Raw genomic sequence first — 12511 nt, 5'->3', positions numbered from 1 at the left:
CCCGGGAGGGGAGAGGGGCCGGGGAGGCGTCAGCCGATGTCGAGGGGGTCGGCGAGCAGCCGTTCGAAGGCCAGCTCGGCGGCGCCGACCAGAGCGGCGTCGTCGCCGAGTTTCGGGGTACGTAGCCGCACGTGCTCGAGGCAGGCCGTCAGCGCGTTGGCGTTGAGGCGGCTGCGGATCTGGGCGGCCGCGGCGAGGTAGAGGTCCCGCATGGTCCCGCCGAAGATGACCATCTCCGGGTTGAAGATGTTGACCAGGTTCGCCACGCCGAAGCCGAGCCAGTCGCCGGCCTGCCGTACCGCCGCGCCGGCGCGGGCGTCGCCGCGGTCGGCGGCGTCGAAGACGGCCAGCAGCGCCTCCCGGCCCTGCGCGCCGGGGCGACCGGCGTTGCGCAGCAGGCCGTTCTCGCCGATCTGGGTCTCCCAGCAGCCCCGGGAGCCGCACTCGCAGCGCTCGCCGTCGCGGACCAGCTTCATGTGCCCGACCTCTCCGCTGTACCCGCCGTGTCCGGTCACCCGCCGGCCGCCGGCGATGATGCCGGCGCCGACGCCGACGTCGCCGTAGAGGTAGACGACGTTGTCGCAGCCGGCGGCGACGCCCCGTGCGTGCTCCGCGAAGGCGGCCACGTCGGCCACGTTGCCGACCGTGATCGGCGCGTCGATGCCCAGTTCGGCGCTGAGCGCCGCGCCGATCGGCTCGTCCACCCAGCCCGTGGTGGGGGCGAGCCGGACCAGACCGTCGTCGCGACGGACCATGCCGCAGACCGCCACGCCGGTACCGACGCAGACCGCGTCGGCGGGCACGTGCTGCTGCATCTCCTTGACCGCTCCGGCGAGCAGCGGCGCGGCCTCCGCGACGAGCAGGCCCCGGGGCCGGTCCAGCTCCCGGCGGTCGAGCACCACGCCACCGAGACCGACGCGGGCGGCCCGCAGCCGGTCCACCTCGATGCTGTACGCGTACGCGTGGATCCGGTTCGACTCGGGCCGGACGACCGGCGACGGTCGCCCGGCCCGGCCGGTCTCCTTCGGTGCGCCCTCGCTGACCAGCCCCGCTCCGGCGAGGTCGGCGGTCAACGCGCCGATGGTGCTGCGGTTCAACCCGAGCGCCGTGGTCAGCTCGGCGCGTGAGGTCGCCCCGTGGACGTGGACGTGACGCAGCAGGGCACCGAGGTTCTGCCGGCGGATCTCGTCCTGGCTCGGTCCTGGGGGCATGTGGCGCTCCGGTGGTGCGGGGTCAGCGGGTGCCGGTCGCGGCGGAGCGGCGGCGGGAGAAGGCGTCCACGCTCGCGGCGAGCAGCAGCACCACGCCGGTGAGCACGTACTTGACGCCCGAGCTGTACCCCATGAGGCCCATGCCGTTGTCGATGACGGCGATCACCGCGCCGCCGAGCACCGCGTCGAGCATCCGGCCCTTGCCACCGAAGAGGCTGGTGCCGCCGATCACCGCCGCACCCACGGCGTAGAGCAGGACGCTGCTGCCGCCGGTGTTCGGATCCACCGAGTTCGCCCGGCTGGCCGCCACGATGCCGCCGACGGCCGCCATCGAGGAGCAGATCACGAAGACCGAGATGCGGATCCGGTCGACGTCGATGCCGGCCCGCCGGGCGGCCTCCCGGTTGCCGCCGACCGCGTAGACGTGCCGGCCGTAGCGGGTGCGCTGGAGCACGAAGGTCCAGATCACCAGTAGCACCGCGACGATCGGCACCACGATCGGCACGCCCTTGAGTGAGGTGATCAGTACGTTGCGGCTGCGCTCCAGGTTGAGGATGAACACCGCCACGCCGAGGATCAGCGCCAGGCCACCGATCCGGGCGAGGACCACCGCGATCGGGTCGGTGACCAGCCCGCGGGCGGCCCGGTTGCGCTGCCGGAGCAGCTGCGTGACCCCGTACCCGACGACCGCCACGAGTGCGAGCAGCCAGCCGAGCAGCGGGGTCAGGTTGCGGTTGGCGATGGCCACCAGCACCTCGTCTCGGACGGCGATGTTCTTGCCCTCCTCCATGAGCATCAACGCGATGCCCTGGAAGGCGAGGAACCCGGCGAGGGTGACCACGAAGGACGGAATGCCGATCTTGGCGACCAGGAAGCCGAGCACGGTGCCGATGACCACGCCGGTGACGACCGCGGCGAGCACCGCGACGTACCAGGGAAAGCCGAGCACCGTCACCACGTTGGCCAGCACGGCCGCGCAGACGCCGCTGGCGAAGCCGGCGGAGAGGTCGATCTCGCCCAGCAGCAGGACGAAGATCAGGCCCATCGCGATCAGCGTGGTCGCCGCGCCCTGGGTGAGCAGGTTGGCGAAGTTGCCGGCGGTGAGGAACGACGGGCGGGCGATCGAGAAGATCGTGCAGAGCACGATCAGCCCGAGGACCGCGGGCAGCCCGCCGATGTCACCGCCGCGTACCCGGCTCCAGTAGTTGCGCGCGTGACCCGCGATGGTCGGCGCCGGCGTGACTGCCGCCGGACCCTGCTGCTGTACGGCTGTGGTGGTCATCGGTCGCCTCCTGCGGTCTTGCCGGCCGGCTGCCCGTCGGTGCCGTTGCGGCCCTGGCCCGGCTCGGCGGTGAGACCGAGTCCGCCGGAGCGGCCGGCGGTGATCAGCTCGACCACCTGGGCGTGGGTGATGTCGGTGGTCTTCACCTGGGCGACCATCTGACCGAGGTAGAGGGCCGCGATCCGGTCGGAGACGGCGAAGACGTCGTTCATGTTGTGCGAGATGAGCACGACCGCCAGACCGTTGTCGGCGAGCCGGCGGACCAGTTCGAGGACCTGCGCGGTCTGCGCCACGCCGAGCGCGGCGGTCGGCTCGTCCAGGACGACGAGACGGCTGTTCCAGAGCACCGCCTTGGCGATCGCCACCGTCTGGCGCTGCCCGCCGGAGAGGCTGGAGACGTGCTGCCGCAACGACTTCACCGTGCGTACGGAGAGACCGGCCAGCGTCTCGGCCGCCATCTGCTCCATGGTCGGCTCGTCGAGGACGATGCCGTTGAGCTTCTCCCGGCCGAGGAACATGTTCTGCACGATGTCGAGGTTGTCGCAGAGCGCAAGGTCCTGGTAGACGACCTCGATGCCGAGGGCGGCGGCGTCCCGAGGGCTGTGGATCGTCGCCGGCCGGCCGTCGAAGACGAACTCGCCGGCGTCGGTCGGGTGGATGCCGCTGATGCACTTGACCAGGGTCGACTTGCCGGCGCCGTTGTCACCGACGAGGGCTGTCACCTCGCCGGCGTGGGCGGCGAAGGCGACGTCGCGCAGAACCTGGACGGGACCGAAGCTCTTGTCGATCCCACGTAGCTCCAGCAGGGGAGTAGCGGGCACGGGGGTGTCTCCTTTGGATGGACGACGGTTCTCCTCAGCCCGTCCGGCGGGTGCCGCCCGGCACGGGAGGTGACTCCCGTGCCGGGCGGCGGTTGCGCCTCGGCGGGTACGGCGTCAGGTCAGCTGATACCGGCCTCGGTGCAGAACTTGGCGTACGCCTCGGTGCAGACCTCGTCCTTGGTCACGTAGCCGTCGTCGATGACGTCCTTGACGTTCTCCTTGGAGATCGCCTTCGGGTTCAGCAGCACGGACGGGACGTCCCGGCCACCCTCCGGGTCCTTCACCGTCTGACCGGTCTCCTTCCGCTCGCCCTTGGCGAGCCCGATGGCCAGGTCGGAGGCGGCCTTCGCCTCCTGCTTCACCGCCTTGTAGACGGTCATGCACTGGTCGCCGGCGAGGATGTTCTGCAGGCCCTCCGGGGTGGCGTCCTGGCCGGTGACCGGGACCCGTCCGTTGAGCCCGTTCTTCTTCAGGATGGAGATGGCCGCGTTGCCCAGCCCGTCGTTCGCGGCGAGCACTCCGTCGATCTTGCCGCCGGTCTTGGTGAGCTGCTGCTCGAAGATCGTGGCGGCCTGGGCGTTGTCCCAGTCCGGCACGGAGTCGTCGGCGGCCTTCGTGTACTCCTTCGAGTCGAACTTCGGCTTGAGCACCGAGTCGTACCCGCTCTTGAACAGCGTCGCGTTGTTGTCGGTCGGCGAGCCGTTGAGGTAGGCGATCGAGGGGTTCTTGACGCCCTTGTCGGTGAGGCACTTGACCAGGCCCTCGCCCTGGAGCTTGCCCACGGCGACGTTGTCGAAGCTGACGTAGTACTCGGCCGAGCCGCCGAGGGTGAGCCGGTCGTAGTCGATGGTGGCCACACCCTGGGACTTCGCCTTGTCGAGCACTGCCTTGCCGGTGCCGGAGTCGAGGTTGACGATCATCAGTACGGTCACGCCACTGGTGATCATCTGATCCGCGATGGTCTGGAACTGGGTCTTGTCGCCCTGGGCGTTCTGGATGTCGTACTCGACGTTGGCGGCCTTGAAGGCCTCCTCCAGGAACTTGCGGTCGGCGCCCTCCCAGCGGGCGGAGGACTTGCTGTCGGGCAGGATCACGCCGATCTTCGGGGTCTGGCCGGAGCCGGCCTGGTCGTCCCCGCCGGAGTTGTCGCCGCAGGCGGCCAAGCTGCCCGTCGCCAGCAGACCCACGGTGGCGAAGGTGAGGAGCCCTTTACGCATGTGCAGGGTCCTTTCGGGGTGGGGGAAGGTGTTGTTTTGTTGTGCCCGGCAACGTATGGCGCGTGTGAGGCCCGACACAAGAGAGTCGATGGACTGATTTTGTTGCGGGCAGTAACAATTCGGCAACGCCCACCTGCCCTCAGGTCACCAGGGCTGGGAGCGCTTCAACCGCTCGGGGGTGCGCGCAGCCCGTCGGTCGGTCAACCGGCGGCGAGTGGCGCGGTGCGTGCCTCGGTCAGTGCCAGCAGATCGGCCGGGGTGAGCTGGAGCTGAAGCCCGCGACGGCCCGCCGAGACGTAGATCGTGGGAAAGTCCAGCGCGGAGGAATCGAGCACGGTGGGCAGCCGCTTGCGTTGGCCGAGCGGACTGATGCCGCCCCGGACGTAGCCGGTGGCCCGCTCGGCGGCCGCCCGATCGGCGAGCGTGGCCCGCTTGCCGCCGACCGCCGCGGCGAGGGCCTTCAGGTCCAGTTCCCCGGTGACCGGCACCACCGCCACGGCGAGCGCTCCGTCGACCACGGTGACCAGGGTCTTGAACACCCGCTCCGGAGGTACGCCGAGCGCGGCCGCGACCAGTGTGCCGTAGTTGGGCGCGTCCGGGCTCACGTCGTACGGGTGGGTGCTGTGCGCGACCTTCCGCTTCGTCAGCAGTGCCGTCGCCGGTGTGCCCTGTCCCGCCACGATCGGGAATCTAGTCCGGCACCGGCCGGCAGACCAGCACGGTCGGCGCGCCGGCGATCCGGGTGAGCACGAGGCTCGCCGCCGCGTCGCCGGCCAGTCGCAGGTCCCGCCGGAGCTGCTCGGGGGTCAGCGCCGAGCCGCGTTTGAGGATCTCCACCCGGCCCACGCCCCGCTCCCGCAGGAGCGCGCGCAGCCGCTTCAACGAGAACGGCAACACGTCGGTGATCTCCAAGCAGCGGGCGTACGGGCCCGGCGTCGGGGTGTCCGCGTACAGGTAGGCGATGGCCGGGTCGGCGAGAGTCGCGTCCAGCTCGTCGGCCAGCTCGGCGACCAGGTGCGCCCGCACGACCGCCGGGTCGGGGTCGTGCAGGAACCGGCGTACCGGGCCGACGTTCGCCTCCCGGTCACCGGCGCCCGTCAGCTGGTTGGCGGCGCCCCGGCCGACACGGGTCCCCTCCTTCTCGCTCAGCAGGGTGGCGCGGCGGGGGACCTCGGCGAGTTCGCCGCACCAGAGCGCCGCCTCGACCAGGTCGCCGTCGACGCTCACCCATTCCGCCTCGGCGCCGGCCGGGATCAGTGCGTGGTCGATCCCGGGGGCGACCTTCACCACGGTCCGCGGCGTCCGTTCGGCGAGCCGCGTCACGAAGTCCCAGGGAGGCGAGTACGCGTTCGGGTCGAAGATCCGCCGGCCGGTGCCGCTGGCACGGCGGGCCGGATCGCAGAAGACCGCCTCGACCCGGCTCACGTCGAACGCGGTCGCGTCGCCGCACTCCACGGTGAAGAGGTCGGCCAGCCCGGCGGCCTCGGCGTTGGCGGCGGCCATCGCGGCGGTCAGCGGGTCGGCCTCCACCCCGTACACCCGGATGCCGGCCCGGGCGGCGGCGAGCGCGTCCGCGCCCAGTCCGCAGCCGAGGTCGGCCAGGGTGCGCACCCCGGCGGCCCGCAGCCGCGCGGCGCGCCGCGCCGCGACTACGCCCCGGGTGGCCTGCTCGAGGCCGGCGCGGGTGAGGAACATTCCGGTGGCGGTCGGCCCGAACTTCGCAGTTGCCCGCCGCCGCAACTCGGCCTGGGTCAGCGCGGCCGTCGCGAGCCCGGCCGGCACCCCGGCAGCGCGGAGGGCGGACGCGGCGGCCAGCGGGTCGCCGCCGGTCACCCGGGCCGCCGCGTCCAGCGCGGCGGCGCCCTCGGCGGTACGCAGGGCGGCCAGCTGATCGAGATCCACCCGGTCATTGTGGTGGCCGACCTCGACTCGCCGCCCGGCGGGTTGGCACTCTCCTTGACGGAGTGCTAGCCACGGAATAACCTGCGATTAGCACTCTCAACCTGAGGGTGCCAGCTCCCGGGTCGCTCCGACCCGAGTGCTGAACGCCAGGCGGACCGGCACCCGCGACGACGGCCCCGCCCGGTGGCATGTGGCAGATTGACGCTGGTCGGCCCCGCCGGCCGGTACAGAAACCAGTACCCCAGGAGGGTATGCCCGTGACTACCGCGACCAAGGTTGCGATCAAGCCGCTTGAGGACCGCATCGTGGTCCAGGCGAACGAGGCTGAGACCACCACGGCGTCGGGCATCGTGATCCCCGACACCGCCAAGGAGAAGCCGCAGGAGGGCACCGTCCTCGCTGTGGGCCCCGGCCGGATCGACGACAAGGGCAACCGCGTGCCGATCGACGTCAAGGTCGGCGACACCGTCCTCTACTCGAAGTACGGCGGCACCGAGGTCAAGTACGCCGGCGAGGAGTACCTGGTGCTCTCCGCCCGCGACGTCCTCGCGGTCATCGAGAAGTAAGCAACCGATCAGTGTCGTTGCCCCGGTCCGGTTCGCCGGGCCGGGGCAACGCCGCTTGAAGGGACATTCATGGCGAAGATCCTGAGCTTCTCGGACGACGCCCGACACCTGCTGGAGCACGGTGTCAACGCCCTCGCGGACGCGGTCAAGGTCACCCTCGGCCCGCGCGGGCGCAACGTCGTCCTGGACAAGAAGTTTGGTGCGCCCACGATCACCAACGATGGTGTGACCATCGCCAAGGAGATCGAGCTCACCAACCCGTACGAGAACCTCGGCGCGCAGCTGGTCAAGGAGGTGGCGACCAAGACCAACGACGTCGCCGGCGACGGGACCACGACCGCGACCGTGCTGGCCCAGGCGATGGTGCGCGAGGGCCTGCGCAACGTGGCGGCCGGGGCCAACCCGACCGGCCTGAAGCGTGGCATCGACGCGGCGAGCGCCAAGGTCTCCGAGGCCCTGCTGGCCCGCGCCGTCGAGGTGGCCGGCAAGGAGGCGATCGCGCACGTCGCGACGGTCTCCGCGCAGGACTCCACGATCGGCGACATGATCGCCGAGGCGATGGAGCGGGTCGGCCGTGACGGTGTCATCACCGTCGAGGAGGGCTCGACCCTCGCCACCGAGCTGGACGTGACCGAGGGTCTCCAGTTCGACAAGGGTTTCGTCTCCCCGCACTTCGTCACCGACGCGGAGTCGCAGGAGGCGGTCCTCGAGGACGCGTACGTCCTGATCACCACGCAGAAGATCTCGGCGATCGAGGAGCTGCTGCCGCTGCTGGAGAAGGTCCTGCAGAACAGCAAGCCGCTGCTGATCATCGCCGAGGACGTCGAGGGCCAGGCGCTCTCGACCCTGGTGGTCAACTCCATCCGCAAGACCCTGAAGGTCTGCGCGGTCAAGGCGCCCGGCTTCGGTGACCGCCGCAAGGCGATGCTCCAGGACATGGCGATCCTGACCGGCGCCGAGCTCGTCGCCCCGGAGCTGGGCTACAAGCTCGACCAGGTCGGCCTGGAGGTGCTGGGCTCCGCCCGGCGCGTCGTGGTCGACAAGGACAACACCACGATCGTCGACGGTGGCGGCCAGGCCGCCGACGTCGCCGACCGGGTGGCCCAGATCCGCAAGGAGATCGAGGCTTCGGACTCCGAGTGGGACCGGGAGAAGCTCGCCGAGCGGCTGGCGAAGCTGTCGGGCGGCATCGCGGTCATCAAGGCGGGCGGCGCGACCGAGGTCGAGATGAAGGAGCGCAAGCACCGCATCGAGGACGCCATCGCCGCGACCAAGGCCGCGGTCGAGGAGGGTACGGTGCCCGGCGGTGGCGCCGCCCTGGCGCAGGTCCTGCCGGCGCTCGCCGACGACCTCGGCTACACCGGTGACGAGAAGGTCGGTGTCTCTATCGTCCGCAAGGCGCTCGTCGAGCCGCTGCGCTGGATCGCCGAGAACGCCGGCCACGACGGCTACGTGGTGGCGCAGAAGGTCGCCGCCGCCGAGTGGGGCCACGGCCTGAACGCCGCCACCGGCGAGTACGTCGACCTGGCCAAGGCCGGCATCCTGGACCCGGTCAAGGTCACCCGCAACGCGGTCGCCAACGCCGCCTCCATCGCCGGCCTGCTGCTCACCACGGAGAGCCTCGTGGTGGAGAAGCCGGCCGAGCCGGAGCCGGCCGCTGCCGGCGGTGGGCACGGCCACTCGCACGGCCACGGCCACCAGCACGGCCCGGGCTTCTGACGCACGTCGTACGCCCGGTCGGGGCACACCGTCATCCGGCGGTGTGCCCCGACGCGTTCGTGGTGGCTCTTACGAGACGCTGACGTCACTACCGACCGGCCCGGTTGATCGGAAACACTGGGCCGATGAGCACCACCACTCCCCGGTACGGCGCACTGGCCGGGATCACCTCCGCCGCCGTGGCGATCGGCGTGGCCGAAGCGGTGGCCGTGCTGACCGGCCCCCGGTCGGCGCCGCTGGTCGCGGTCGGCGGAGTGGTCGTCGACACGGTGCCGGAACCGCTCAAACAGTTCGCCATCGACGTGTTCGGCACGTACGACAAGATCGCCCTGCTGATCGGGACGGCGGTGCTGCTGGCCGCCATCGCCGGGTTGCTCGGCGTCCTCTCCGTACGCCGGCTCGCGGTCGGTCTCGCGGGCGTCGCGGCCTTCGGGGCGCTCGGTGTGGCCGCCGCCGTGACCAGGGCCGGCGCGGACGCCGCCGACGCGCTGCCGTCGCTGGTCGGCGCCGGGTTCGGCGCGCTGGTGCTCTGGGCCTTCATCGCCGGCCCGCTGGAACTCGATCCGTGGCCGTGGAGCCCGCCCAGCGGTCAACTCCCGTCGACATCCCCGGGCGGTCCCGGTGGCGCGTCGCGCACCCCTCCCGCCGAGCCGTCGGCCGTACCCGCGCCGGCGCCCCTTGAGAGGACCGACCCCGAGTCCCGGCGTCGGTTCCTGACCGGGACCGGGGTGCTGCTCGGCACCGCCGCCGTGGCCGGCTTCGGCGGGCGCTGGCTGGCCGGCCGGCGCGGAGTGTCGGCGGCCCGCGAGGCGGTGGTCCTGCCCGCCCCGGCCGCCCCGGCCCCCGCGGTGCCCGCCGGGGCAGACCTGTCGCTACCCCAGCTCGACCCCTACGTCAGCTCGAACTTCGGCTTCTACCGGATCGACACCGCGCTGGTGGTGCCCCAGGTCGACCCGGAGTCCTGGCGGTTGCGCATCCACGGCCGGGTACGCAACCCGATCACGCTCAGCTTCGCGGATCTGCTCGCCCGGCCGATGGTGGAGCGGTACGTCACGCTCGCCTGCGTTTCGAACGAGGTCGGCGGGGATCTGATCGGCAACGCCCGCTGGCTCGGCGTACCGATCCGGGACCTGCTCGACGAGGTCGAGCCGGAGGAGGGCGCCGACCAGGTGGTCGGGCGCTCGGTCGACGGCTGGACCTGCGGCACCCCGACGGCGGCCCTGCGCGACGGGCGGGACGCGCTGCTGGCGGTGGGGATGAACGGTGAGCCGCTGCCCGTCGAGCATGGGTTCCCGGTCCGGATGGTCGTGCCGGGCCTGTACGGCTACGTGTCGGCCTGCAAGTGGGTGACCGAGTTGGAGCTGACCAGCTTCGCGGACTTCGACGCGTACTGGGTGCCGCGGGGCTGGTCGCCGCAGGGGCCGATCAAGACCCAGTCGCGGATCGACACGCCTCGGCCGCGCAACCGGCTGACCGCCGGCCCGGTCATGGTGGCCGGGGTGGCCTGGGCGCAGCACCGGGGGATCCGCCGGGTCGAGGTACGCGTCGACGACGACCCGTGGCAGGAGGCGGAGCTGGCCCCCACGGTCTCCGTGGACACCTGGGTGCAGTGGTCGTGGCGCTGGGAGGCCACGCCGGGGACGCACCGGCTCCAGGTGCGGGCCACGGACGCCACCGGTGAGACGCAGACCGACCGCAGGCAGGACGTCGTCCCGGACGGCGCCACCGGCTGGCACACCATCCGCGTCACCGTCCGCTGACCCCACCCCACCCCAGCCTCGCTGGTCATAGGTCGGCGGGGCGGGGGGAGGGGTGGGGGTTGCGGGTCAGGCGACCTTGCGTTGGGTGGGGGCGGGAGCGCTGGGGGTGGGGTTGGCGGCGATGTGCTCGGCCGACTTGTGCGGTCGGCCCAGCCGGGCCTCCAGCCGGGCGACGTCGACCCGGGTGCACCGGCGGTCGGCCAAGTCCTCCCAGCCGACGGCGAGCAGCCGCAGCCGCTCGGACTCGCTGAAGCCACCCCAGACGCCGTAGGGCTCGCGTACGGACAGGGCGTGCGCGGCGCATTCGGCCCGCACCGGGCAGGTACGGCAGACCGCCTTCGCGCCGGACTCCCGACGCAACCGGGACGAGCCCCGTTCACCGTCCGGGTGGAAGAACTGGGCGCTGTCCCGCCCCCGGCAGGCGCCGAGCCGCTGCCAGTCCCAGAGATCGACGATGGGTCCGGGCAGTCTACGTACGTTCGACATCAGCACCCCTCCTCCCGCGCGGCACCGCGAGATCCTCATGGCCGGGCCATCGGGCGGCGGGCCGCACAGGCACACCGATCCCGGCCTGGGTCTCCCGTTACCCGGGAGCCCCACGATTCACACACGTGTGATCCGAAACCTTCGACGCTTTGCCGCATTTGACCCATCTGTCGGAAAAGTTCGGAGGATTGCCGGGAACCTCCTCCCGGACCGACCCGCTCGTGGTCTGCTCGTTGGCGGAGAGGAGACCCCACAGTGCGTACGGTTCTTGTCTGCGTCCGGACACCACTTGCGGCGCAACATCTCACTTCCGCGGCGGCCCGCCTCGGGCTGTCAGCGGTCGTTCGTACCGCCGTCTCCGATCCTGAGGTGATGCTCCGGCTCGCCGAACGGCAACCGGACGTGGTACTCGCCGACACGGCGCTCACCCGCCCGGACAGCGCCGGCTTCGTCCGCCGGGTGCTGGCCCGCGCCCCGCAGGCCGCCGTGCTGCTGTTCGGCGCCGAGGAGTCCGAGGCCGCCGCCGCGACCATCAGCGCCGGTGCCCGCGGGCTGATCCAGGGCGCCGACCACGATCTCACCAGCGCGGTGGCCAAGGCGCTGCTGCTGCTCTCCGCGCCCGGCCGGGCCGCCCGCCACCGGGTCACCGACCCGGTGCGGGACACTGCGGCGGTCGGCGGGAAGAACCGCTCCGCGCCCGCCGGCCGACCCGGCGCTGACCCGGGCCCCGGCTGGTCGGCCGGGCCGGTGGAGGGGCCGAACGGCGCACCGACCGTGGTGCCGGTGCAACGCGGCGACGACGGGCCGGAGGGCAACGGTGGTGAGCCCGAGGGCACGCCGCCGGACGGAAAGCGGCCGGCGCCGAACGCCCGGGCCGCGCGCGCGTCCGTCGGGCTGACCGAGCGCGAACTCCAGGTGCTGCTCGGAATGGCGGAGGGCAAGAGCAACGCCGAGATCGGGCGGGAGCTGTTCGTCTCGGAGGACACCGTCAAGACGCACGCGCGCCGGCTCTTCCGCAAGCTGGGCGCCCGGGACCGGGCGCACGCCGTGGCCGCGGGCTTCCGCGCCGGGCTGGTCGCCTGAGGCTCGGTCGAGCAACCTCGCGGCCGGCTGGTGCCTTGAGGTCCGGCGAAGCCTGCTGGTGCCTTGAGGTCCGGCGAAGCCTGCGGGTGTCCTGAGGTCCGGCGAAGCTTGGGGGCGCCCCGAGGTCCGAGACGCCAAGGGCGACCACTGCGGGGACGCTTTAGAGCTGATGTCGTAGACGACTCGCCGACGGCCGCGCTGGATGCTCTGCCAGACGGTGGCCGGAGGTGCTGAGCCGGCAGCTCCCGCCTGCGGACTGCTGGTGGCATCGTCGGTGGTCGCCCAGTGAATCGCGGCGCGCGCGTCGGTAATCGTGTTGGGAGCACTGCCGGTGATGTCGCAGGCGATTCAGCTCCAAAGCGTGCCCGAGTGGATGTCTCGCCCCGGTGCTGCCGCCTGCCTCTCGCGCTCGCACCGTTCACGCCAGAGACAGGCGGTGGGGGCCGTGGGGGCCGGGGTTTCCG

The 12511-nt window shown here is 72.0% G+C and carries 11 protein-coding genes; 4 read left to right on the top strand and 7 right to left on the bottom strand.

From position 1 onward, the window contains the following. Positions 1–29: 29 nt before the first annotated feature. From BXA10_RS00710 to BXA10_RS00685, 6 genes are all read right to left on the bottom strand, one after another. Positions 30–1211, bottom strand: coding sequence for an ROK family protein (locus BXA10_RS00710; protein ID WP_076466601.1), 1182 nt, complete (start codon positions 1209–1211; stop codon positions 30–32). Positions 1212–1233: 22 nt separating this feature from the next. After that, positions 1234–2493, bottom strand: coding sequence for a sugar ABC transporter permease (locus BXA10_RS00705; RefSeq protein ID WP_076466600.1), 1260 nt, complete (start codon positions 2491–2493; stop codon positions 1234–1236). After that, the gene (locus tag BXA10_RS00700) at positions 2490–3314 is read right to left on the bottom strand and encodes an ATP-binding cassette domain-containing protein (protein ID WP_076466599.1); all 825 of its coding nucleotides are present in this window, start codon (positions 3312–3314) and stop codon (positions 2490–2492) included. The genes BXA10_RS00705 and BXA10_RS00700 overlap by 4 nt, the downstream gene beginning before the upstream one ends. 119 nt (positions 3315–3433) lie before the next feature. Then, positions 3434–4531, bottom strand: a complete 1098-nt coding sequence (locus BXA10_RS00695; protein ID WP_076466598.1) for a sugar ABC transporter substrate-binding protein — start codon at positions 4529–4531, stop codon at positions 3434–3436. A 200-nt stretch (positions 4532–4731) separates the two neighbouring features. Continuing rightward, positions 4732–5211: a Cys-tRNA(Pro) deacylase gene (ybaK, locus tag BXA10_RS00690; protein WP_076466597.1), complete on the bottom strand. Its 480-nt coding sequence runs from the start codon at positions 5209–5211 to the stop codon at positions 4732–4734. A 10-nt stretch (positions 5212–5221) separates the two neighbouring features. Next, on the bottom strand, positions 5222–6433 hold the full coding sequence (locus tag BXA10_RS00685) for a THUMP-like domain-containing protein (protein ID WP_076466596.1): 1212 nt from the start codon (positions 6431–6433) through the stop codon (positions 5222–5224). Positions 6434–6684: 251 nt separating this feature from the next. Here BXA10_RS00685 and groES point away from each other — a divergent pair, with 251 nt between their 5' ends. The 3 genes from groES (at position 6685) to BXA10_RS00670 (ending at position 10478) form a co-directional block, all read left to right on the top strand. Beyond that, positions 6685–6999 (top strand): co-chaperone GroES, encoded by a 315-nt coding sequence (gene groES / locus BXA10_RS00680; protein WP_018222648.1) that lies wholly within the window; start codon positions 6685–6687, stop codon positions 6997–6999. A 69-nt stretch (positions 7000–7068) separates the two neighbouring features. Further along, positions 7069–8718 (top strand): chaperonin GroEL, encoded by a 1650-nt coding sequence (gene groL, locus BXA10_RS00675; RefSeq protein WP_076466595.1) that lies wholly within the window; start codon positions 7069–7071, stop codon positions 8716–8718. Positions 8719–8843: 125 nt separating this feature from the next. Next, positions 8844–10478: a molybdopterin-dependent oxidoreductase gene (locus BXA10_RS00670; RefSeq protein ID WP_076466594.1), complete on the top strand. Its 1635-nt coding sequence runs from the start codon at positions 8844–8846 to the stop codon at positions 10476–10478. Positions 10479–10544: 66 nt separating this feature from the next. Here the strand turns inward: BXA10_RS00670 and BXA10_RS31955 are convergent, their stop codons facing one another. Next, positions 10545–10964, bottom strand: a complete 420-nt coding sequence (locus BXA10_RS31955; protein ID WP_245828085.1) for a WhiB family transcriptional regulator — start codon at positions 10962–10964, stop codon at positions 10545–10547. Positions 10965–11219: 255 nt separating this feature from the next. Here BXA10_RS31955 and BXA10_RS00660 point away from each other — a divergent pair, with 255 nt between their 5' ends. Further along, entirely contained in the window at positions 11220–12047 is an 828-nt protein-coding gene (locus BXA10_RS00660; protein ID WP_076466593.1) for a response regulator transcription factor, read from the top strand. Positions 12048–12511: the final 464 nt, after the last annotated feature.

It is taken from the genome of Micromonospora avicenniae (genome assembly GCF_900156065.1).
In the GTDB taxonomy this organism is placed as follows: domain Bacteria; phylum Actinomycetota; class Actinomycetes; order Mycobacteriales; family Micromonosporaceae; genus Micromonospora; species Micromonospora avicenniae.
Note: the sequence above shows the minus strand (reverse complement) of the source record. Positions and strands in the feature narration are given on the sequence as shown.

Bases quoted from the DNA above. Each gene is read 5' to 3' on its own strand.
- BXA10_RS00710 (WP_076466601.1), bottom strand. From the start codon at position 1,211: ATGCCCCCAGGACCGAGCCAGGACGAGATCCGCCGGCAGAACCTCGGT.
- BXA10_RS00705 (WP_076466600.1), bottom strand. From the start codon at position 2,493: ATGACCACCACAGCCGTACAGCAGCAGGGTCCGGCGGCAGTCACGCCG.
- BXA10_RS00695 (WP_076466598.1), bottom strand. From the start codon at position 4,531: ATGCGTAAAGGGCTCCTCACCTTCGCCACCGTGGGTCTGCTGGCGACG.
- groES (WP_018222648.1), top strand. From the start codon at position 6,685: ATGCCCGTGACTACCGCGACCAAGGTTGCGATCAAGCCGCTTGAGGAC.
- groL (WP_076466595.1), top strand. From the start codon at position 7,069: ATGGCGAAGATCCTGAGCTTCTCGGACGACGCCCGACACCTGCTGGAG.
- BXA10_RS00670 (WP_076466594.1), top strand. From the start codon at position 8,844: ATGAGCACCACCACTCCCCGGTACGGCGCACTGGCCGGGATCACCTCC.
- BXA10_RS31955 (WP_245828085.1), bottom strand. From the start codon at position 10,964: ATGTCGAACGTACGTAGACTGCCCGGACCCATCGTCGATCTCTGGGAC.